The 20,649-nt window shown below is 67.5% G+C and carries 20 protein-coding genes; 8 read left to right on the top strand and 12 right to left on the bottom strand.

What is annotated here, in order from left to right:
• Positions 1–10: 10 nt before the first annotated feature.
• A complete protein-coding gene (locus tag AC4ELS_RS24965; RefSeq protein ID WP_448448473.1) occupies positions 11–3,421 on the bottom strand; it encodes a TM0106 family RecB-like putative nuclease in 3,411 nt (1,136 codons plus the stop codon).
• Positions 3,422–3,451: 30 nt separating this feature from the next.
• Positions 3,452–4,348 carry a LysR family transcriptional regulator gene (locus tag AC4ELS_RS24960; protein WP_448448472.1) on the bottom strand — a complete coding sequence of 299 codons (897 nt, stop codon included), beginning with the start codon at positions 4,346–4,348 and terminating at the stop codon, positions 3,452–3,454.
• A gap of 118 nt (positions 4,349–4,466) precedes the next feature.
• Between AC4ELS_RS24960 and AC4ELS_RS24955 the strand changes: the two genes are divergently transcribed.
• Entirely contained in the window at positions 4,467–5,207 is a 741-nt protein-coding gene (locus tag AC4ELS_RS24955) for an SDR family oxidoreductase (RefSeq protein WP_448448471.1), read from the top strand.
• A 13-nt stretch (positions 5,208–5,220) separates the two neighbouring features.
• Here the strand turns inward: AC4ELS_RS24955 and AC4ELS_RS24950 are convergent, their stop codons facing one another.
• Positions 5,221–5,760: an LppP/LprE family lipoprotein gene (locus AC4ELS_RS24950; protein WP_448448515.1), complete on the bottom strand. Its 540-nt coding sequence runs from the start codon at positions 5,758–5,760 to the stop codon at positions 5,221–5,223.
• A gap of 111 nt (positions 5,761–5,871) precedes the next feature.
• On the opposite strand from AC4ELS_RS24950, the gene AC4ELS_RS24945 reads away from it, so the two are divergent.
• From AC4ELS_RS24945 to AC4ELS_RS24935, 3 genes are read left to right on the top strand one after another with little or no spacing between them, the layout of a single operon-like run.
• A complete protein-coding gene (locus AC4ELS_RS24945; RefSeq protein WP_064886683.1) occupies positions 5,872–7,623 on the top strand; it encodes a DEAD/DEAH box helicase in 1,752 nt (583 codons plus the stop codon).
• A complete protein-coding gene (locus AC4ELS_RS24940) occupies positions 7,620–8,801 on the top strand; it encodes an acyltransferase family protein (protein WP_448448470.1) in 1,182 nt (393 codons plus the stop codon). The genes AC4ELS_RS24945 and AC4ELS_RS24940 overlap by 4 nt, the downstream gene beginning before the upstream one ends.
• Positions 8,802–8,852: 51 nt before the next feature.
• Positions 8,853–9,563, top strand: a complete 711-nt coding sequence (locus tag AC4ELS_RS24935) for a siderophore-interacting protein (protein ID WP_064886681.1) — start codon at positions 8,853–8,855, stop codon at positions 9,561–9,563.
• Between the two features lie 20 nt (positions 9,564–9,583).
• Here the strand turns inward: AC4ELS_RS24935 and AC4ELS_RS24930 are convergent, their stop codons facing one another.
• The 3 genes from AC4ELS_RS24930 to AC4ELS_RS24920 are packed head-to-tail and all read right to left on the bottom strand — an operon-like array spanning position 9,584 to position 12,294.
• Positions 9,584–10,420 (bottom strand): DUF5995 family protein, encoded by an 837-nt coding sequence (locus AC4ELS_RS24930; protein ID WP_064886680.1) that lies wholly within the window; start codon positions 10,418–10,420, stop codon positions 9,584–9,586.
• A 45-nt stretch (positions 10,421–10,465) separates the two neighbouring features.
• Complete coding sequence (locus AC4ELS_RS24925; RefSeq protein ID WP_448448468.1) at positions 10,466–11,056, bottom strand: TetR/AcrR family transcriptional regulator; 591 nt, start codon at positions 11,054–11,056, stop codon at positions 10,466–10,468.
• Positions 11,056–12,294 carry a cytochrome P450 gene (locus AC4ELS_RS24920; protein WP_055116338.1) on the bottom strand — a complete coding sequence of 413 codons (1,239 nt, stop codon included), beginning with the start codon at positions 12,292–12,294 and terminating at the stop codon, positions 11,056–11,058. The genes AC4ELS_RS24925 and AC4ELS_RS24920 overlap by 1 nt, the downstream gene beginning before the upstream one ends.
• A 65-nt stretch (positions 12,295–12,359) precedes the next feature.
• Here AC4ELS_RS24920 and AC4ELS_RS24915 point away from each other — a divergent pair, with 65 nt between their 5' ends.
• The gene (locus tag AC4ELS_RS24915; RefSeq protein WP_082963593.1) at positions 12,360–13,235 is read left to right on the top strand and encodes a rhomboid family intramembrane serine protease; all 876 of its coding nucleotides are present in this window, start codon (positions 12,360–12,362) and stop codon (positions 13,233–13,235) included.
• A 7-nt stretch (positions 13,236–13,242) separates the two neighbouring features.
• On the opposite strand, the gene AC4ELS_RS24910 is transcribed toward AC4ELS_RS24915, so the two are convergent.
• Positions 13,243–14,607 carry an FAD-binding oxidoreductase gene (locus tag AC4ELS_RS24910; RefSeq protein WP_499049692.1) on the bottom strand — a complete coding sequence of 455 codons (1,365 nt, stop codon included), beginning with the start codon at positions 14,605–14,607 and terminating at the stop codon, positions 13,243–13,245.
• A gap of 77 nt (positions 14,608–14,684) precedes the next feature.
• Entirely contained in the window at positions 14,685–15,938 is a 1,254-nt protein-coding gene (tap, locus tag AC4ELS_RS24905) for a multidrug efflux MFS transporter Tap (protein WP_499049690.1), read from the bottom strand.
• Between the two features lie 68 nt (positions 15,939–16,006).
• On the opposite strand from tap, the gene AC4ELS_RS24900 reads away from it, so the two are divergent.
• Together AC4ELS_RS24900 and AC4ELS_RS24895 are read left to right on the top strand one after the other, a co-directional pair.
• Entirely contained in the window at positions 16,007–16,855 is an 849-nt protein-coding gene (locus tag AC4ELS_RS24900) for a uracil-DNA glycosylase (protein WP_499049688.1), read from the top strand.
• Positions 16,856–16,868: 13 nt separating this feature from the next.
• Positions 16,869–17,918, top strand: a complete 1,050-nt coding sequence (locus AC4ELS_RS24895) for an LLM class flavin-dependent oxidoreductase (RefSeq protein ID WP_064960380.1) — start codon at positions 16,869–16,871, stop codon at positions 17,916–17,918.
• Here AC4ELS_RS24895 and AC4ELS_RS24890 read toward each other — a convergent pair.
• From AC4ELS_RS24890 to AC4ELS_RS24880, 3 genes are read right to left on the bottom strand one after another with little or no spacing between them, the layout of a single operon-like run.
• Positions 17,915–18,358: a nitroreductase family deazaflavin-dependent oxidoreductase gene (locus tag AC4ELS_RS24890; RefSeq protein ID WP_064886710.1), complete on the bottom strand. Its 444-nt coding sequence runs from the start codon at positions 18,356–18,358 to the stop codon at positions 17,915–17,917. The two genes, AC4ELS_RS24895 and AC4ELS_RS24890, sit on opposite strands and share 4 nt — an antisense overlap.
• A gap of 10 nt (positions 18,359–18,368) precedes the next feature.
• Complete coding sequence (locus AC4ELS_RS24885) at positions 18,369–18,806, bottom strand: HIT family protein (RefSeq protein WP_064960379.1); 438 nt, start codon at positions 18,804–18,806, stop codon at positions 18,369–18,371.
• Positions 18,807–18,815: 9 nt separating this feature from the next.
• The gene (locus AC4ELS_RS24880) at positions 18,816–19,286 is read right to left on the bottom strand and encodes a VOC family protein (protein ID WP_064886672.1); all 471 of its coding nucleotides are present in this window, start codon (positions 19,284–19,286) and stop codon (positions 18,816–18,818) included.
• 27 nt (positions 19,287–19,313) lie between these two features.
• Between AC4ELS_RS24880 and AC4ELS_RS24875 the strand changes: the two genes are divergently transcribed.
• The gene (locus tag AC4ELS_RS24875) at positions 19,314–20,129 is read left to right on the top strand and encodes an AraC family transcriptional regulator (protein ID WP_499049686.1); all 816 of its coding nucleotides are present in this window, start codon (positions 19,314–19,316) and stop codon (positions 20,127–20,129) included.
• A gap of 9 nt (positions 20,130–20,138) precedes the next feature.
• Here the strand turns inward: AC4ELS_RS24875 and AC4ELS_RS24870 are convergent.
• Positions 20,139–20,649: HNH endonuclease signature motif containing protein (locus tag AC4ELS_RS24870; protein ID WP_499049684.1), on the bottom strand; the 511-nt coding region annotated here is incomplete at its 5' end.

Raw genomic sequence — 20,649 nt, 5'->3', positions numbered from 1 at the left:
GCCGGGTCCGTCATTCGGTCAGGGCCAGAAATGCGCCCAGCGCGATCAGGCTGTCCGGTTGGCCGGGCAGATAGTCGGTGAGCTGTGGTGAACGCACGATGAAGGCGACGTACTTGGCCCGGCTGATCGCCACGTTGAGCCGGTTGCGGTTCAACAGGAACCCGATGCCGCGGGGGACATCGGCGGCCGAGGACGCCGTCATCGACACGAACACCACGGGCGCCTGTCTGCCCTGGAACTTGTCCACGGTGCCGGCCTGCACCTCGGTGAGACCCGCTGCGTCCAGTGCGCGACGAACCGTGGTCACCTGAGCGTTGTAGGGCGTGACGACCAGGAAGTGGTCCTGCTCAAGCGGGGTGCTGCCGTGTTCGTCGGTCCAGGTGGTGCCCAGCAGGCCGGTGATGGTGGTGACGATCGCGGCGGCCTCTTCCGGACTGTCGGTCGAATTGCCGAGGTGCTCGACCGCGAGCACCCGGACTCCCGGTTCGATGCCGTCGAGTTTGCGTGCCGCACTGACCTTTTCATGCGACTGCAGCCGGCCGTCATAGGACAGTCGGGAGACCGGGCCGCACACCGCCGGATGCATCCGGAAGGAGTGGTCCAGGAAGTAGCCGCGCTCGGCCGGCAGCGTGTGCGCCCCGTCGACGAGCCAGCCGAGCGCGGAGTCGTCCACCGGTGCCGGGTGGGTGCCCTGGCAGACCTGCGGGAGTTGTTGCGGGTCGCCCAGCAGCAGCAGATTCCGCGCGGCGGGGGCCACCGCGATGGTGTTGGCCAGGTTGAACTGTCCGGCCTCCTCGATCACGAGCAGATCGAGGCATTGCCGCGGTACCCGCGTCTCGTTCGCGAAATCCCATGCGGTGCCGCCGATCACGCAGCCGGGGTGGTCGGCGATGAACGACGCGTAGTGGCTCTCGCCGATCTCGGTCCACCGCGGGTCGGCGCCTTTGCGCTTCTTGGCCACCTGCGCCGCGTCCACCCCGGCATCGAGTACCTGCTCGAGCAGATGCTCGATCACCGCATGCGACTGCGCGACGATCCCGATGCGCCAACCGTGTTGGTTGACCAGTCCGGCGATGATCCGCGCCGAGGTGTGGGTTTTCCCGGTGCCGGGCGGCCCGTGCACCGCGATGTACGAGCAGTCCAGATCCAGCAGAGCCGCGCTGACGTCGGCGGCGGTGTCACCGTTGCGGGGTAGCGGGCCGCCGCTGACGGTGCGGGGCGGACGACGTAACAGGACATCGGTCATCGCATCGGCGGGCAGGTTCGGCAGACCGGCGGCGACGGTGGTGGCGGTGCTGTCGATGGATGCCTGCAAGGGCTTGGTGTTGATCGGCGGGCCAGGGGTGAGCGCGAACGGCACCTGGGTGAAGGCGTCACCGTCCTTGGGTTGGCGTTCGGTGATCAGCACTTCGGTGGGTGCCTCCGGGTTGTCGCAGCCGACGACGGCCGCGCTGCCGAAGCCGCGCCGGTCCGGGTCGTCGGACAGGCCGGCCGGAGCGGGCGGGGTGTACAGCGCATATACCTCGGTGCTGAGTTCCCCGGCGTCGATGGCGCCGGTCAGCAAGACCTGGCGTTGGGGTTTGCGGGCGCGTGGCGGGGTGTGCCAGTCGGTGACCACCTGTGCCTTCTCGGCGACGAAAACACCTGTGCTGTCGGCCCATTCGTCGACCGGATTGTTGAGCCGGTCGAAATGGCCCCACCAGAACGGCTTGTCCTCACGCTTGTGGAAACCCCGGGCCGCGGCGATCATCGCGACCGCCTGCTGCTCGTCGGTGCGCGGTTCGACACCGTCGCCGGCGAACTTCAGCAGCTTGCGGTCGGTGGCGTCGGCCTTCTCGATCGGCCCTCCGTCACGCACCGGTTGCGGACCGCGCGGCGGAACCTCGGCTTCGAACGCCCGGTTGATCAACCAGTCCCGCAGCCGGTGGGTGGATCGGCAGTCGTACCGGTTGTAGTCCTCGATCTCCTTGAGCACCGTGGCAGCCTCGTCGTGCTCCCCGGCCTCCCGCAGTGCGCAGTAGCGCGCGTACTCGGTGATCGAATCGGTGGCCTTGGTGACCTCACCGTCGCGGAGCTCGTTGCCCATGTAGAGCGGTTCCAGCGACTTGATGCTGTAGTTCTCGGTGCCGACGCGAATGCTCTTGCGTACCAATGGCAGTAGGTCGACGAGAATGCCGTTGCGCAACAGATCGTCGACGTCGTTCTCGCCGACCCCGTAGCGGCCGGCCAGCCGCAGCAGGGTGCTGCGCTCGTACGGCGCGTAGTGGTAGACGTGCATCTTGGGAAAACGCTTGCGGCGCTTGCGGACCAGGTCCAGGAAATCGATGAGCACCTGACGTTCGCTGGCCCGGTCATGGGCCCAGAGCGGTTGGAAGTTGCCCTCCGCGCCGAGGACGCCCCACAGGTATTCCAGGCCCCACTCGTGACCGTTGACCGTCCACAGCGGGTCGCCCTCGTAGTCGAAGAACAGGTCACCCTTGTCCGGGTCGGGCAGCAGCATCAGCGGTTGCGGATCGACGACCTCGTACGGCGGCTTGGCGTCCACCCGCGGCGCCACCTGCAAGCGGGCCTGGCCGGTCAGCGCTGTCACCACGCGCTGGGCCAGCCCGGGTACGGCTCCGGTGTGCTCGGCCAGTTGATGCACGGTGGTGATGCCCGCGTCGATGAGCCGGGCGCGCTGGGTCGCCCGCATTCCGGCGACCAGGAAGAGATCGTCCGTGGTGCGGATCTGCTCCTGGCATTCATCGCAGCCGAAACAGGCCCGCACCGTCTCGTCGGACCAGGACACCGCGGTACCGGCGGTGAGGTGGCCGTCGAGCAGTGTCTGCAACGCGCTGCGCCGTGGCCGGTACACCGCCAGCAGTTCGTCGACGCGGTAGCTGGCTACCGCGCCGTCGCCGAGTACCAGGTCGACCTCGTCGGCCACCGGCACGCCGGCTCGGGCCAGTACGTCGGCGTAGGCGGCCAGCTGCAGTAGTGCCTCCACCTTCACCGAGCGCGACAGCTTGGTGTCCCGCAGCCGGTAGCGGTCGCCGTCCCAGATCAGAAAGTCGGCGAACCCGGCGAAGCGCCCGTCGAACATCGCGGCCTGGTAGATCACCGGGTCCCGGCGTTGTACTGCTTCGAGAGTGGCCCGGGCAGCCGTGGTCAGCCCCGGCACCGTGTAGGCGGGCCGGTCGATCACCGTCACCTCGGACGGGGATGCGTCGGCGCGCAATTCATCGAGGTGGCGCTGCTCGTGTTCCTCGCCGAGTTCTGCTGTGCGGGCCAGTAATTCGTCGTCGGAAGACACTGCCGGTCCCCGGCCCAGCCGCGCGTCGAACGAACGCAGCAAGGCGTACTCACAGCGGGCGGCCGCAGCCAGGTCCGACGCGCTGTAGATGACCGTCGGGCCCGACGCGCCTTCGTCGGTGACGAACACGGTGCCACTGTAGGGCAGCGCTCCGACAGGTCAGGCGGCTTGCGCGGTGAGGTGGGTGCGAGCGGTCCGGACAAACTCGGCAACCAGCGGGTTCGGTTCGCCGACCCGGCTGGCCACCACCACCGTGCTGGCCGGGAAGCCCACCACCGGAACGGTGACCAGATCGGCGCGCAGTGACGCACGCCGATCGCCGACGGGCAGCACCGCGATCGCCTGCCCGCCTGCGATGAGTTCGAGCCGGTCCTCGAAGCTCTCGTCGATGGGACCAGCCGACATCGGCCCGGGGTCGCTGTCCTGGAATGAACCCGTCGGATAGATCGAGCGGGCCCCGCCGTGGGGGCAGATGAAATCCTCGCCGGCGAAGTCGTCTGGCGACACCGACGTCCGGCCGGCCAGCTGATGGTCGGCAGGCACCACGAGCATCCGTGGCTCGTCGTACAGCGCGGTGACCCGGACCCCGTCGGTCGGGACGAACAGCGGGGCACGGGCCACCAGGACATCCACGTGTCCGTCTGTGAAGGCCTTCTCTTCGTGGCATTCGAGGTGGCGGGTGCCGATCTCGGTGCCGGGGTGCAGTCGGCGCAGTTCCCGCACGGCCGGGGTGATGACGAGATCCTCGACGTACCCGATCATGACCTTGCCCGCGGGCGCGTGGGCGCGCGCGGTGACCGCGGCCTGCCGGGCGGCTCGCAGGAGGGCCTGCGCCTCCGGCAGGAATGCCTTGCCGGCTTCGGTGAGCTGGGCGCCCTGCGGGATACGCTCCAGCAGACGTACGCCGAGCCGCTTTTCCAGGCGTTGAATCTGGCGACTCAGCGACGGCTGGGCCACGTGCAACTCGGCGGCCGCCCGGCTGAAGTTCAGTTGCTCGGCCACCACCGTGAAATACCGCACCAAGCGCAACTCCAGGTCGACCCCGGCGTCGTTCACCGCACTGTCTCCATGGCTGTTCTCAACCTGGCTCGGGCCCAGCGGTATTCGATTCGGCATGACGCGGTGCCGAACAGGTCTTGGACGCGGTGCGGAGGACCGTCGAAGACTCGACGGTATGAGCAGATACGACGGCAAGAACGTGGTGATCACAGGGGGAAGCAGCGGACTGGGGCTGGCGGCCGCACAGTTCCTGGTGGACAACGGCGCTCGCGTGCTGGTCACCGGCCGCAACCAGGACACGCTGGACGATGCGGGCCAGCAGCTCGGCGGCAACGGGATCACGGTCCGTAGCGACGCGAGCTCGCTACCGGATATCGACGCGCTGGCCGGCCGCGTCAAGATCGAATTCGGCACGGTCGACGCGTTGGTCGTCAACGCCGGCATCGGTAGCTTCGACCCCTTCGATGCGGTGACCGAGCAGACCTTCGATGAGGTCTTCGCGATCAACACCAAGGGGCCGTTCTTCACCGTGCAGAGACTGGCGCCGCTGCTCGCCGAGGGCAGTGGTGTGGTTCTGACGACGTCGATCGCGAACCAGACGGGGTGGGATGCGCTGAGCGTGTATTCGGCCAGCAAGGCGGCGCTGCGATCGATGGCCCGCACTCTCAGCCGGGAGTTGCTGCCCAGAGGAATTCGGGTCAACGCGATCAGCCCCGGCTCGATCGACACCGGCAAGTTGGAGAAGGAAGTGCCGGAGAAGGCCGCCCAACTCAAGGCCGAGTTCGCCGCGAGCAGTCCGATGAAGCGGTGGGGTCGGCCCAGCGAGTTTGCGCCTGCGGTGGCATTTTTGGCGCTTGACGCGACGTATGTCGCCGGCACCGAGCTGGTGGTCGACGGCGGCGAGTCACAACTGTGACGGGGCTGCGGATCTAGCCTGTGTTGCCCATCAACTCCACGCCGCCGCCGTTCCAGCGGAACTTCACCGTGCTGGCCAGTCCGTGGAATCCGCCCGAGTACTGCAGCGCCACGGTATCCCCGGTGCTGGCCGTCTTGTCGATGGCGTTGAAGCCGTAGGTGTCGGGCACACCGGTGGGGATGAACTTGCCGAGGTGGAACAGCACGGCCCGGGTGTTGGGGTGTTCGGAGTTGGTGTTGGCTTTGACGATCACCGCCGACAGCTGAGCGCACTCGTTGTAGTTGCCCGCCAGCGGTTCGGGGCTCCAGGCCTGATTGCTGCGGGGGTCGCGGGGCAACTCGGAGACGGCCTTGGCGATCTCGGGGGCGGCCAGGTTGACCGCGCACGGGTCTGCCTGCGGTGCCGCCGGTGTCGGGGCTGCGGTGGCGGCTGGTTTCGACGCCGGGGGCGGTGCCGCGTTGGCGCTGGCTTCGGGGGTTTTTGAGACCGTGGAATCTCCTGATCCGCACCCCGCGAGCGCGAGCACGGCCGCCACGACGACCCCGGGCGCCATGGCGAACACTGCGACCCGTTTCACAGTTGGGCAACCTACCGTGACCCCGCTGCGGGGTTGTGCAGGCGCGCGGCCGGGAATCCGGCCGATTGGCACTAGACTTCTGAACCGATGACCTCGCCAGACCCGGATTCGGGGGATACCGCCCCAACGTTTGCCGACCTGCAGATCGACCCTGCAGTGTTGAAGGCAGTCACTGATGTCGGATACGAGACGCCTTCGGCGATCCAGGCCGCGACCATTCCAGCCATGCTCGCGGGCTCCGACGTGGTCGGGCTGGCTCAGACCGGCACCGGCAAGACGGCCGCTTTTGCCATCCCGATCCTGTCCAAGATCGACACCTCGAGCAAGGCCACCCAGGCGCTGGTGCTGGCACCGACTCGTGAGTTGGCATTGCAGGTCGCCGAGGCATTCGGCCGGTACGGCGCGCACCTTCCTGCGGTCAACGTGCTGCCGATCTACGGCGGTGCGTCCTACACCGTGCAGCTGTCCGGGCTGCGTCGCGGCGCCCAGGTCGTGGTGGGCACTCCGGGCCGCGTGATCGACCATCTCGAGCGCGGCACGCTGGATCTGTCGAACCTGGACTACCTGGTGCTCGACGAGGCCGACGAGATGCTCACCATGGGCTTCGCCGAAGAGGTCGAGCGGATTCTCGCCGACACCCCGGAGTACAAGCAGGTGGCGCTGTTCTCGGCCACGATGCCGCCGGCCATCCGCAAGATCACCACCAAGTACCTGCACGATCCGGTCGAGGTCACGGTCAAGGCCAAGACTGCGACCGCCGAGAACATCACCCAGCGGTTCATCCAGGTGGCGGGTGCGCGCAAGTTGGACGCGCTGACGCGGGTGCTCGAGGTCGAAGAGGGCGACGCGATGATCGTGTTCGTCCGCACCAAGCAGGCCACCGAGGAGGTCGCCGAGCGGCTCAAGGCCCGCGGCTTCGCGGCGGCCGCCATCAACGGCGACATCAACCAGTCCCAACGTGAGCGCACCATCAGCGCGCTCAAGGACGGCACGATCGACATTCTGGTCGCCACCGACGTCGCCGCCCGCGGTCTGGACGTCGAGCGCATCTCCCATGTCGTCAACTACGACATCCCGCATGACACCGAGTCGTACGTGCACCGCATCGGCCGCACCGGCCGGGCCGGCCGCTCGGGGCACGCCCTGCTGTTCGTCACCCCGCGCGAACGGCACCTGCTCAAGTCGATCGAGAAGCACACCCGGTCGAAGGTCATCGAGGCCGAGCTGCCCAGCGTCGACGACGTCAACGCGCAGCGCGTGGCCAAGTTCCGTGATTCCATCACCGACTCGCTCAATGGTCCGGGCCTGGAATTGTTCCGTCGGATCATCGAGGACTTCGAGCGCGAGAACGACGTGCCGATGGTCGACATCGCCGCCGCGCTGGCGCTGCAGTCGCGTAACGGCGAAGAGTTCCTGATGACCGAGCCGCCGCCGGAGAAGCGCCGGGAGCGCGATCGCGACGATCGGGGCGAGCGGCCTGCTCGCAAGGAGCGTCCGCCGCGTGAGGGCCTGGCAACGTACCGGATCTCGGTGGGCAAGCGGCACAAGGTGGGTCCCGGCCACATCGTCGGCGCGATCGCCAACGAAGGCGGCCTGCATCGCAACGAGTTCGGCCACATCACCATCCGTGGTGATTATTCGCTCGTGGAGCTGCCGGAGAAGCTGCCGAGCAAGACGCTCAAGGCGCTGGAGAACACCCGGATTTCGGGCATGCTGATCAATCTGGAGCGGGAGCGCGGTGAGCGCGCCGACCATAGTGACCGTGGGCCGCGCCGTGAGTACAAGGGCCGTTCCGAACACCGCGACCGCTCGGGGAAGCCGCACCGGAAGACCAAGTGACGGTCTCCAGAAGCGTGAAGGGGCCGTCGGATCAAGGTGGCCTCGAGTCGGTAGACAACGTGGTCTCCGGGGCTTCTGGGTCCACGCGGGTCGCGTCGCTGACCGGGATCCGTGCGGTGGCCGCCATTCTGGTGGTGCTGACCCACGCGGCGTACACGACCGGCAAGTATGGGCAGGGCTATCTCGGGCTGGTGTATTCGCGGGCCGAGATCGGTGTGCCGATCTTCTTCGTGCTGAGCGGTTTCCTGCTGTTCCGGCCGTGGGTGCGGGCTGCCGCCTCCGGCGACATCGGGCGGGGCAAGTCCCCGTCCGTCCGCCGCTACGCCTGGCACCGGGTGCGACGGATCATGCCGGCCTATGTGGTCACGGTGCTGCTCGCCTACCTGCTCTACCACTTCCGGACGGCGGGCCCCAATCCCGGGCACACCTGGATGGGTCTGTTCCGCAATCTGACGTTGTCCCAGATCTATACGGACAACTACCTGTTCTCCTACCTGCATCAGGGGTTGACCCAGATGTGGAGCCTGGCGGTGGAAGCGGCGTTCTACGTCGCGTTGCCGTTCGTGGCCTATCTGCTGCTGGTGGTGTTGTGCCGGCGGCGTTGGCGCCCGGGCCTGTTGTTCTTCGGCCTGGCCTCGTTGGCGGCGATGTCTCCGCTGTGGCTGTGGATCGTGCACGATTCCACGGGTCTGCCCGACGGTGCCCGGTTGTGGCTGCCCACGTACATGGCCTGGTTCGTGGCGGGTATGGCACTGACCGTGCTGAGCCAGCTCAAGGTGCGTGGCTACGGAATGGTGTGCGTGCCGTTGGCGGTGGTGTGTTACTTCATCGCGTCGACGCCGCTCGCGGGGGAGCCGACCACGTCGCCGGCCAAGCTGAGCGAGGCGTTGGTCAAGACGTTCTTCTATGCGGTGATCGCGGCTCTGCTGGTGGCTCCGCCGGCTTTGGGCGACCGAGGTTGGTACAGCCGGTTCCTGGCGTCGCGCCCGATGGTCTTCCTCGGTGAGATCTCCTACGAGATCTTCCTGATCCACCTGATGATCATGGAGTTGGTGATGGTCGAGGTGATGCGCGATCCGGTCTACACGGGGTCGATGTTCAACCTGTTCGTGCTCACCATGGTGTTCACCATCCCAGCCGCCTGGTTGCTGCACCGGTTCACGCGCGTCCGCTCCTGATCTTTTAGTTAGGGTAAGCTTACCTAACAAGAAGGTTCACGGGAGGTACGCATGGCCGAGCAGAAGGCGTCGCGCGGGCTCGAGGGGGCCCTGGTCAAACTCTGGCGGGGCGGTGACTACGAGCTGACGGTCTCGGGCCGTACCGAGCTCACGCCGAACTACCTCCGACTTCACTTCAAAGCGGAAAAACTGCTCGCTGAGCATCGGGTTCATCCGACGATGTGGGTGCGGGGTTGGTTTCCCGACGACGGCAAGGCTCATCAGCGCGGCTACACCCTGGTCAACGCCGACCCGCACGCCGGCACCGTGGACATCGATTTCGCCATGCACGACGGCATCGCCACCCGCTGGGCCCGTGCGGCCCAGCCCGGCGACGTCCTGGACGTGACGGTCCTCGGCAGCAACTTCGCCCTACCCGAGCCGGCACCGGCCGGTTATGTGATCGTCGGTGACACGGCGTCGCTTCCCGCGATCAACTCACTGTTGGACGCGATCGGGGATACCCCGGCCTGGGTCTTCCTGGAGGCCGGATACGACGACGACCGCGAGCTGCCGGTCACCGGTGGCGCGGAGATCATCTGGGTGGACCGGGCGGAAGAAGATCTGCTGGCGACCGTCAGCGCGTCGGCCTTCGACGCATCGGACCATTTCGGTTGGGTCGCATGCAACAACCGCACCACCCGGGCCGTGGCACGGGTCTTCCGCGAGGAATACGGGATCCCGCGCAAGTCCATCAAGGCGCAGGCCTACTGGGTGGCCTGACGCCGCCCGGCCTCACACCGTCAAAGCACTGTCTGAATCGGGGCGGGCGTCTCGGCGATCTGGTCGAGCACCCGAACGTTGTGGGCCACATCGCGACTCTCGCGCGCGGCGATCTCCTTGATCGCCAGATCGAAGGCGCCGACCAGGCTGGGTGGGTCGAACACGGCCTGCGCCTGCCGGCTCACCTGGAGGTCTCGGGCCCAGATCGTCGGTGGCCGCGCGAATCCGGGTTCCAACGCCAGCACCGTGGCGAACCGCCATGCGCTGTCACGCAGGGAGCGGATCGCCTCGTTCAGGACGAAGATCTGATGCTGTTGGAGCACGGCATAAATGTCGGCCAGCGCCGGTGACAGCTCGTTGATGTCGTTGACCACCCCGGCGATCTGGCTCGCCAGCACGGCGTTGATGGTGTCGAAGTCCTTGTGCAGCGACGGTAGCCGGCCTGCTCCCACGAGACCCTGTACCGCGATGCCGAGGTCGAGGACGATGTGGGCGGTGACGCCGGCGAGCATGTGCTGCACCAGGATCGGTGCGGGTTTGTCGGCCCACTCGAAGGTGGCCCGCCAGGACCGGGTGGGTTTCGGGTACCGGTCCGGGTGGAAGTAACCGTTGAGCGCATCGAAGTAGCGCTGTGCGAACGCCGCGTCGAGCCGGTCCATCCGTGGACCGTCCTCGAATGTGCCGGCGTCGACCGCGGTGCCTACTGCGATGGTGATCCTTTTGTACAGGGCGGCGAAATAGCCCAGCCGACTTGACGTTTCCACAGCCCAATCGGTGACCGTGTCGATGGCCGAGACAACCTCGGCAATGCTGGTGACCGCCGGGAGCGGCGGCAGTGGCGTCGGGTGGCTGGCCATAATCGAAAGTATGGGGCAGGTTCGCCCTGCGTGCCGGGCAATCGGCTACTGTGCGCGCAGTCCTGACGGGATCACCAGCGGGGCGACGAACTCGGCCAGCATGGTCCGCTCGTCCGCCTCGTCGACGCCGGGGAAGACCAGCAGCGACACCATGACGCGCACCAGCCACCTGGCGCGGCGGCCCACGACGTCGTCACTCTGCCCCGTTTCGCCGGCGAGTGAACGCACGAAGCCTTCCACCAACGCGCGGATCACCTCGGAGTGTTCGGCCATCTCGCCGCCGATCGGCGGTTGAGCGGTGGCGAACCACGACGACAGCGCCGGGCTGACACGCACTGCCCGCAGCGCGGTGATCACGCCCTCGATCAGGCGCTGCGCCGGATCGGTGACCGTGGCCACCTGTTCGCTGACCTCTTCGTACAGCCGACGTGCCTCGCGGTGCACATAGGCGGTGTAGAGCGCCTCGCGGTTCTCGAAGTAGCGGTACAGCGTGGCGCGGGAACATCCTGCGGCGGCGGCTATCTCGTGCATGCCGACGGTCGCCGCGTTCTGCTGGGTGAACAGCGAGTCGGCGGCGTCGAGGATGTGGTCGGCGGCCACTTCGGACCGCCGGGCCGACAACCAGTCGCGGGGCATCAGGCCCCGGCTCGGAACGGCACGGAGAACGGCCGTCGCACATAGCTGCCGCCGGCCCAGACCACCGCGTCCAGGTCGACCTCGAAATCGGGGTAACGGGAGAGCAATTCGGTCAACGCCACCCGGGACTGCATGCGGGCAGCTGCTGCGCCGAGGCAGAAGTGTGCACCGTGGCTGAAGGTCAGGATGTTTCGCGGGGCGCGTCGCACGTCGAGTTCGGCTGCGTTCTCACCGAATTCACGCTCGTCGCGGTTGCCCGAGCCGTACAGCAACAGCGTCTTGCGCCCGGCCGGGATGGTGGTGTCGCCGATGGTGACATCACGGGTGGTGGTGCGGGCCAGACCCTGCACCGGGGAGGTCAGCCGCAGGAACTCGTCGACAGCTTCCGGGATCAGTTCGGGGTCGTCGATCAGAAGTTGACGCTGATCGGGCCGCTGCTGCAGGAGTTGCACGGCGCCGCCCAACATTCCGGTGGTGGTGTCGTTGCCGCCGGTGACCATGGTGAACGTGAAGGCCAGGATCGACAGCACGCCGGCGATGTCGCCGTCCGCACCGACGCCCGCGGCCACCAGGTGCGAGATGGTGTCGTCGCCGGGCTCGCGGCGGCGTCGTTCGATGAGCTCGGAGAAGTAGCCCATCATCGAGGCCACTGCAGCGCCGGCGGTGCCCATCGCCGCCGTGATACCGCCGGCCGAGCTGTTGGCCGCGACGATGGCGTCTGTCCAGCCGTCGAACTGGTCCCGGTCTGCCTCGGGCACCCCGAGGTAGTGCGCGACGACCATCGAGGGCAGCGGCTTGAACAACTCGGCGGCGATATCCCCGCCGCCATTCGAGCGCAACCCCTCGAGGCGCTCGATGACGAATTCCCGCACCTTGGGCTCCACCGCTTCCACCTGACGCGGGGTGAACCCGCGCGAGACCAGCTTGCGGAACTCGGTGTGCACCGGTGGATCCTGCATGACGAACGGCGGGTTGTCGGCGAGCCCGATCATGTCCAGCTCTCCGTAGGTGACCGTCAGGCCCTGCGCCGAGGAGAAGGTCTCGTGGTCCCGGGCGGCCGCCCAGATGTCGGCGTGCCGGGAGAGCACGTAGTAGTCGTGCTCCGGCGACTCCTCGGGCACGACGTGGTGCACGGGATCGTGGTCGCGCAGAGCGGCGTACATCGGCCACGGATTGGGCCAGGTGTCGGCGTCGGCGGGAACGAACCGGGCGGAGCTGTGAGACAAAGTCGCTGCCATGTCTTATTCGTACGACAGTCGTGGCATCTGTGTCAATAGTCGGACCCGCATTAGGCTCGGGCGTGATGAACACCCCTGGCACGCCGCAGCTACCTGCCCAGACGCCGACGTGTTACCGGCATCCGGACCGTCCCACCTATGTGAGCTGCACCCGCTGCGGGCGCCCCGTCTGCCCCGAGTGCATGCGCTCGGCGGCCGTCGGCCATCAGTGTGTGGAGTGCGTCAACGAGGGCGCCAGGTCGGTGCGGGCCGAGCGCACGCAGTTCGGCGGGGTGGCCCGTGCCGGGGCGCCGATCCTGACCTACGCGCTGATCGCGGTGAACGTCGTGATGTTCGTGCTGCAGATGGCCTCGGGGGATCGGGTCACCGAGGAGCTGACGTTGTGGGCCCCGGGGATCGCGGTCTACGACCAGTACTACCGGCTGGTGACCTCGGCTTTTCTGCACTACGGCGTGATGCACCTGTTGTTCAACATGTGGGCCCTCTACGTGGTGGGTCCGCCGCTGGAGCAGTGGCTGGGCCGGCTGCGATACGGGGCGTTGTATGCGCTCAGCGCCCTGGGCGGTTCGGTACTGGTCTACCTGCTCACGCCGGTCAACGTCCCGACCGCCGGCGCATCCGGGGCGATCTTCGGCCTGTTCGGTGCGATCTTCGTGGTTGCCCGCAAGCTCCAACTCGACGTCCGCATGATCGCTGCCGTCGTCATCATCAACTTGGTGTTCACCTTCGCCGGGCCCGCATTGGGAACCGGGGCGATCAGCTGGCAGGGCCACATCGGCGGCCTGATCACGGGCGCGGGTATCGCCGCCGCTTACGTGTACGCCCCGAGCGCGCGTCGAAATGCCATCCAGGCCGGGGTCTCGGTGGCGGTGCTACTGGTATTCCTCGCGTTGATCGCCTGGCGCACAAGCCATCTGCTGACGATGTTCGCAGCGGCCTGAGTCCGGGCTAGATCGCTGCGCCGGGGTTGAGGATGTTCTGCGGGTCCAGGGCCCGCTTGATCCGGTGATTGAGTTCCATGGCGTCCGGGCCGATCTGGCCGGCCAGCCACGGTTGCTTGAGCCGGCCCACGCCGTGCTCACCGGTGATGGTGCCACCCAGGCCGATCGCGAGGTCCATGATCTCGCCGAACGCCAGCTGAGCCCGCTGCGCCTCATCGGCGTCGGCCGGGTCGAACACGATCAGCGGGTGGGTGTTGCCGTCACCGGCATGGGCGATCACCGAGATCAGCAGTCGCCGCTGGGCCGCGATCTCGGCCACCCCGCTGACCAGGTCTGCCAGTGCGGGCAGCGGCACACCGACATCCTCCAGCAGCAGTGAGCCCTTGGCCTCGACGGCCGGGATGGCGAAACGGCGGGCGGCCACGAAGGCCTCACCCTCGTCCGGGTCTGAGGTCGAGAACACCTCGGTGGCACCGCATTCAGTGAACACCTGGGCCATGAACGCGGCGTCGTCGGCGCCCGCGGCACCGCGATCGTCGGACGCGGCCACCATCATCGCCGCGGCGTTGCGGTCGAGGCCCATCTTGAGCTTGTCCTCGACGGCGTTGATCGCCACGGAGTCCATGAACTCCAGCATGGACGGCCGGATCTTGCCGGTGATCTTCACGACCGAGTTCGACGCGGCTTCCACGGAATCGAACGTGGCCACCACGGTGCACGGGGAGTGCTGCGGGGGTAGCAGCCGCAGCGTCGCCTCGGTGACTATTCCCAGCGTCCCCTCGCTTCCGACGAACAGCTTCGTCAGGCTCAGGCCCGCAACGTCTTTCAAGCGCGGGCCGCCCAGCCGTACCGCGGTGCCGTCGGCCAGCACCACCTGCAGCCCGAGCACGTAGTCGGTGGTCACGCCGTACTTGACGCAGCACAGCCCGCCCGCATTGGTCGCGACATTGCCGCCGATGCTGCAGATCTCGAACGACGACGGGTCGGGTGGGTACCAGAGTCCGTGTGCGGCAACGGCTTTCTTCACCTCAGCGTTGAGCAGGCCGGGCTGCACGACAGCGGTGCGGGTGACCGGGTCGACGGTGATGTCACGCATCTTCTCGGTGGACAACACGATCCCGCCGTTCAGCGCGGTCGCGCCGCCCGACAACCCGGTCCCTGCGCCACGCGGGACGACCGTCACCCGGTGCTCGCCGGCCCAACGCAACACAGTTTGGACTTCCTCGGTGCGGGTCGGCCGAACCACCGCCAGCGGGGTGCCCGCCGCCGGATCGGCAGCCCGGTCCTGGCGGTAGGAGGCCAGGATGTCGGGGTCGGTGACCACGACCCCCTCGGGCAGTTCGGCGATCAACTTCGACAGCGCGGATTCCACACCGGAATCGTAGTTCGGGCCGTTGACTCTGCGGGGAGGGCGCTGATCACCCGCAGTTTCTCACCGTGGGCGCAGAGTCAATGCTGACGAGCGGAGTCCAAGGCACGCAGCGCCGGCAGGAAGACCGCGACCAGGCCAAGCAGCAGCATCGGCAGGGACAGGGCCAGGAACGTCGCGTGCAGGCCGGCGGCGTCGGCCAGCGGCCCGGCCAGGATCAACCCGAGCGGTCCGGCGGCGTAGGCCAGTGAACCCATCACGCCGACCACGCGGCCGCGCAGGTGCTGCGGGGCGGTGGTCTGCATGACGTAGTTGTAGATGGGCGCGATCGGCCCGTAGACGAACCCGACGATCGCGCACAGCACCAGGATCAGTGGAAGCGGTGGCAGGAACGCGATGATCGTCATCGCCACGCCGAGCGTGATCACCGCGGTCAGCATGGTGGCCCGTCGGCTCATGTACGGTGCCCGATTGACCGCCCGCGGTCGTGACAGCACCGCGTAGCCGAGCGCCCCCAGCAACCCGCCGACGCTCAGCGCCATCAGTACCCAGCCCAGTTCGGTGGGTTCGTTGCGGTCGGTGAAGTATTTCGGGAAAAGGACCGATTCCATGGGCATGTACAGCCCGGTGGCCACCAGGTCGACGATCGCGAGGGTGCGCAATACCGGTGTGTGCCAGACGAATCGAAGCCCTTCGACGATGCCCGCGAGGACGCCTTCGGTCAGCATGGAGCGGTCCGGCGTGCCCGCACCTTCGAGCCGCAGGATCGAGATGGCCAGGATCGAACAGCAGAACGCCCCGGCGGTCACCCACATCGTGTTGATTCCACCGATGGTGGCGATCAACAGGCCGCCGATGCCCGGGCCGACGATGTAGGCCAGGTTGAACACCGCCTCGTACACGGAGTTGGCGTGGTCCAACGTCCACCCCGCGCGGCCGGCTGCCTCGGGCAGCATGGTCTCGCGGGCCGTCATCCCGGCCGGGTCGAAGAAGGCGCCCAACGCGGCCAGGACTGCCAGCACCGCGACATTCACCGCGTCCACCCCGAAGGTCAGGGCCAGCGTCGGAACCGCCGCCACAGACAGGGCCGAAAGTAGATCGGAGATCATCGAGACGCGCCGCCGGCCCAGATAGTCCACGGCTGCCCCGGCGATCAGCGTGGCGATCAGCAGCGGCAGGGTCCCGGCCATCGCCACGATCGACGCGTCGAGCGCGGAACCGTTGCGCTGCAACACCAGCCAGGGGAACGCGACGATCGTGATGCCATTGCCCGCCCCGGCCATCAGCGCGGCGAACAGGATCAGCAGCAGTGGGCCGCGCTTGGTGTCGGTCATGGCTATCGCGGCCGAATCTAGCAGCGTGCCCGCACCCGTCGCGACGGAATTTCGGGCACAGTGAGCTGATGGAGCTCGCTCATCCAAGGACCGGAGAACTGTTCACGTCCCCGGTACCGCCAGGCTCGGGCTGGCCCGGTGATCCGGCCACCCCATCCACTCCGGTGGCGAAGACCGCCGCGCAGGTGCGGCGGCTGGCGGCCAGGGCCGGGTCGGTGGACGAGTTGGACGCGCTGATCTCGGTGTGCCGGGCCTGCCCCCGGTTGGTCACCTGGCGCGAAGAGGTCGCGATCGCCAAGCGGAAATCTTTTGCCGATCAACCATATTGGGGTCGCCCGGCGACGGGGTTCGGTTCGGAGCGGCCGCGGATCTTCATCGTCGGGCTGGCGCCGGCCGCGCAGGGTGCCAACCGCACCGGCAGGGTGTTCACCGGCGACCGCTCGGGGGATTTCCTGTTCGCCGCGCTGCACCGGACCGGTCTGGCGAACCAGGCCGAGAGCGTCGACGCCGCTGACGGTCTGCAGTTGAGCGGCACCCGGATGGCGGCCGCGGTGCGCTGCGCTCCTCCGGCGAATGCGCCCACACCGGCCGAGCGGGCCACCTGCGCGCCATGGCTGCAGGCCGAATGGCGGCTGGCCGGACCGTCGGTGCGCGTGGTCATCGCATTGGGCGGCTTTGCCTGGCGGGCGGCGCTGGAGTTGATCGGGGATCGCCCCAAACCCGCCCCAAAGTTCGGCCACGGTGCAACGGCGTCGCTGACCTCGGCGTTCGGCCCGGTCACGCTTCTCGGATGCTTCCACCCCAGCCAGCAGAACACCTTCACCGGCCGGCTCACGCCTGCCATGCTCGACGACATCTTCGTCACCGCGGAGCACCTGGTGACCGAGGCGGACGGGAACGAACCGGGCCGCTCGTGACGTTGACGCTGTCATGCGGCTTTCTGTCCTCGACCTCGTCCCGGTTCGCACCGACCAGTCCACCGCCGATGCCCTGACGGCCACTACACACCTGGCGCAGACCGCTGACCGGCTCGGATACACCCGCTACTGGCTCGCAGAGCACCACAACATGCCCGCGGTGGCCGCCACCAGCCCGCCGGTGCTGATCGCGCATCTCGCCGCGCACACCACGCAACTGCGGCTGGGGTCGGGCGGGGTGATGCTGCCCAACCACGCACCGCTGGCGGTGGCCGAACAGTTCGCGCTGCTGGAGGCCGCCCATCCCGGTCGAATCGATCTAGGCATCGGTCGGGCCCCAGGATCAGACCCGGTCACCTCGCTGGCCCTGCGTGGCGCCGCCGGGCGCGACGATCGCGACATCGAAGCGTTCCCGCAATACCTCGACGACGTGGTGGCCTTGATGAGTGCGCGCGGTGTCCGGGTGCCGTTGCCGCGCGACCTGATGCGGGAGAACTACGTGCTCAAGGCGACGCCCGTCGCGGTCACCGAACCCCGGATGTGGCTGCTCGGCTCGTCGATGTACTCAGCGCACCTGGCCGCGGCCAAGGGGCTGCCGTACGTCTTCGCCCACCATTTCTCCGGGCACGGCACCGCCGAGGCGCTGGCCGTCTACCGCGACGAGTTCCAGCCCAGCGATCTGGCGTCCGAGCCGGTGACCTTCCTGACTGTCAACGCCTCGGTGGCAGAGACGAGCGAAGAGGCCAGGGCCCTGCTCCTGCCGCAATTGCAGATGATGGGCCGGCTGCGCACCGGCCAGCCGCTCGGCGCCCTCGATCTCGTCGAGGACGCCGAGGCGACGACCATGACCCCGCAGGCGCAGGCCGTTGTGGCCTCCGGGCTCGCGCGCGCCGTGGTCGGTTCACCTACCGAGGCGGCAGAGCAGGTCCGGGCCTTGGCCGAGGAATTCGACGTCGACGAGGTGATGGTCAACCCCGTGGGCTCGGCTCGCCGCGGCGCCGATCCGACGACCGCGACGGCCCGTGACACCACCCTGGAACTGCTGGCCAAGGAGCTGTTCTAGGGGCTCAGCACGATCACCGGGATCGGACGTGACGTCCGCTTCTGGTACCCCTTGTAACGGTCCTTGTTGCCCGGCATCGCGTTGACGATCTCCCACAGCCGCGGGTAGTCGGGCTCATCGGGCATCACCGGCGTGGCCGTCACACCGAATCGCTTGGGGCCGACGTTGATCTCGACCTGCGGATTTGCCTTCAGGTTGTGGTACCAGCCGGGTGCCGTCGGTTCACCACCCTTCGACGCCACGACGAGGTAGTTATCGCCGTCTTTTGCGTAGGTCAGCGAATTCGCGCGCTGCAGACCGGTTTTGGCACCCACCGTATGCAGGATCAGGGCGGTCGGACCGCCTGGGATGTGATGGCCGATCCGGCCGTCGGTGGCCTTGTAGACCTTGTCGTGCAGCAACAGCAACGGGAGGCCGATGTACCGCTCCCACCAGGGCATGCTCATGGGCTCAATCCTGCGCGGATTCGTCGAGCTCCGCCAACGCTGCACGTAACAGGCGTCCCGATTCCTCGCGGTCCGGATCGCGGCGCACCATCATGCCCTTGACGAAGGACAGCTTGTCGCCGGTTTGGCGCGGCACGACGTGCAGATGGATGTGGAACACGCTCTGGAAGGCGGCTTTGCCGTCATTGATCACGATGTTGTTGCCGTCGGCGTGCAGCCCGGAACGGCGGGCTGCACGCGCGATGCGCTGACCGATGCGGGCCATCTCCGCCACGGTCTCGGCCGGCGTATCCGTCAGGTCGACGCTGTGCCGCTTCGGGATCACCAGGGTGTGTCCTCGGGTGAACGGCCTGATGTCGAGGATGCCCAGGTAGTTGTCGTCCTCGTAGATGCGGATGGCGGGGGCATCACCTGCGGCGATGGCGCAGAACACGCAAGACATCCCGCCACGTTAGCCGCCGGCGGTGGCCGCCCATTCGGCGACGCGTCGTTCACGTTCGGCCGGCGTGAGGTCTTCGACGCGGGTCATCACGGTCCAGCGCAGACCGAACGGGTCGAGGACGGACGCGAACCGGTCACCGGTGACGAACGTCTGCGCAGGTTCGCGGATGGTCGCCCCGGCTTTCTCCGCGCGGGTCACCACGTCATCGACGTCGGGGCAGTACAGCCCCATCGAATAGGTTGCCGGGGCGCCTGGTGCGGGAGCGGCGATCTGAAAGGCCTCCTGCGGGTCGCCGAGTTGCAGTCGACCGTTACCGAAATCCAGCTCGGCATGCGAGACCGTGCCATCAGCGCCGTCCATCCGCTCGACGACCGTGGCACCGAACACGTTCTGGTAGAAAGCGATCGCGTCGGCAGCGCCGTCGACGCAGATGAACGGGGTCAGGCTCGTGTAGCCCTCCGGAATCGGTGTGACACTCATGCCGACCAGTTTCGTAGGCTGGGGTCGATGCCGGCTTGGAAAAACGCGTCACAGCAGAACGCGCCGATGCGCGGCGTGGTCGGCCGTGCGGGCAGTGCCTCGGCATTCGACCTTCAACGGTGGGCGCCGTCGGAGGCGGCTGCGAGCTTCGTCGAGCACTTCTGGTCGGTGACCTGGGACCGGCATGAGGCAGGTCCATTCGAGAGCACGGTGATCACCTTCCCTGCGATGCATCTCACCTACGAGTGGGGCGATGATGTTGTGCGCCATGGGCATCGGCTGCCCGCCACGTTGCTGCACGGGGTGGTGCCCGAGGTTTTCCGCATCACGATCAGCGGTCGGGGTGGTGTGGTGGGGGCGCGATTTCGTCCCGGTGGTTTCGTAGGCCGTTTCGGCGGGGACGCTGCGGCGCTCACCGGCCGCGTCGTGCCGGTGGACGACGGGTTGTTGGGCGCACCGGATCTGGACGAGGCGATCGGTGCGATGGCCGGTGAGCCCGACCCGACCTACCGGGCGCTCTGCCCGTTGATCGGCCGGATGCGTGACGACGCGACATTGCAGCGGGTGGAGCAGGTCATGGAGCTCTCGCCGTGGAGTACGCGAACCACGCAGCGGGTGTTCCGGCGCTATGTCGGGGTGACGATCAAATGGGTACTGTGCCGATATCGGCTGCAGCAGGCGGCTTTGGAGATCGAGACCGTGCCCGGAGTCGACTTTGCTGATCTCGCAGTACGACTCGGCTGGTATGACCAGGCCCATTTCATCAACGACTTTCGATCCATGCTGGGCAGCACGCCGGGGGAGTACGCCGCTCAGAACGCGGCCGAGCCCACCGAAGGTTGATCGCTCTTCTCAGAAGGGTGGTGGTGGTCCGTTTTCTTCGGCGAGCCAGGCTTGGTAGTCGCGTTCGTAGGCGAGGTCGTTGTTGAGTTCGGCGCGTAGGCGGCGTTCTTCGGCGATGCGGTCACGTTGGTCTTGTTCGCGGGTGCGTGAGCGTTTGGGCATCTTGGCACCGCGATTGGGGCTGGGCGCTTCGGGTTCGGGGTCGGGGAGGTTGAGGTCCCCGGTCGGTTGAGCCAGGGTCGGGAACAGGGCGGCGCCGTGGGGTTCGGTCACATGGGTGTGTCCGGTGGGGGTGGTGAATTCGATGGTGCCGTCGGGTCGTTGGCGGTCAGTCCAGCCGGGGCAGAACGTTTTCACCAAATGGTGTGCCCGGCAAAATAGTTTGGTGTTCGACGGATGCGTCGGCCCGGCGGGCCAGGGCGCGGTGTGGTCAATGTCGCAGCGTTCGGCCGGGGCATCACAACCGGGGAACCGGCACGTCAGATCGCGCCACCGGATGAACTCCGACAACGCCACCGAG

The sequence above is a fragment of the Mycobacterium shunyiense genome, from assembly GCF_058270035.1.
This window is presented reverse-complemented; position numbering and strand designations above follow the sequence as displayed.

Bases quoted from the DNA above. Each gene is read 5' to 3' on its own strand.
- AC4ELS_RS24955 (WP_448448471.1), top strand. From the start codon at position 4,467: ATGAGCAGATACGACGGCAAGAACGTGGTGATCACAGGGGGAAGCAGC.
- AC4ELS_RS24950 (WP_448448515.1), bottom strand. From the start codon at position 5,760: ATGGCGCCCGGGGTCGTCGTGGCGGCCGTGCTCGCGCTCGCGGGGTGC.
- AC4ELS_RS24945 (WP_064886683.1), top strand. From the start codon at position 5,872: ATGACCTCGCCAGACCCGGATTCGGGGGATACCGCCCCAACGTTTGCC.
- AC4ELS_RS24935 (WP_064886681.1), top strand. From the start codon at position 8,853: ATGGCCGAGCAGAAGGCGTCGCGCGGGCTCGAGGGGGCCCTGGTCAAA.
- AC4ELS_RS24930 (WP_064886680.1), bottom strand. From the start codon at position 10,420: ATGGCCAGCCACCCGACGCCACTGCCGCCGCTCCCGGCGGTCACCAGC.
- AC4ELS_RS24925 (WP_448448468.1), bottom strand. From the start codon at position 11,056: ATGCCCCGCGACTGGTTGTCGGCCCGGCGGTCCGAAGTGGCCGCCGAC.
- AC4ELS_RS24920 (WP_055116338.1), bottom strand. From the start codon at position 12,294: ATGGCAGCGACTTTGTCTCACAGCTCCGCCCGGTTCGTTCCCGCCGAC.
- AC4ELS_RS24915 (WP_082963593.1), top strand. From the start codon at position 12,360: ATGAACACCCCTGGCACGCCGCAGCTACCTGCCCAGACGCCGACGTGT.
- tap (WP_499049690.1), bottom strand. From the start codon at position 15,938: ATGACCGACACCAAGCGCGGCCCACTGCTGCTGATCCTGTTCGCCGCG.
- AC4ELS_RS24900 (WP_499049688.1), top strand. From the start codon at position 16,007: ATGGAGCTCGCTCATCCAAGGACCGGAGAACTGTTCACGTCCCCGGTA.
- AC4ELS_RS24895 (WP_064960380.1), top strand. From the start codon at position 16,869: ATGCGGCTTTCTGTCCTCGACCTCGTCCCGGTTCGCACCGACCAGTCC.
- AC4ELS_RS24890 (WP_064886710.1), bottom strand. From the start codon at position 18,358: ATGCCCTGGTGGGAGCGGTACATCGGCCTCCCGTTGCTGTTGCTGCAC.
- AC4ELS_RS24885 (WP_064960379.1), bottom strand. From the start codon at position 18,806: ATGTCTTGCGTGTTCTGCGCCATCGCCGCAGGTGATGCCCCCGCCATC.
- AC4ELS_RS24880 (WP_064886672.1), bottom strand. From the start codon at position 19,286: ATGAGTGTCACACCGATTCCGGAGGGCTACACGAGCCTGACCCCGTTC.
- AC4ELS_RS24875 (WP_499049686.1), top strand. From the start codon at position 19,314: ATGCCGGCTTGGAAAAACGCGTCACAGCAGAACGCGCCGATGCGCGGC.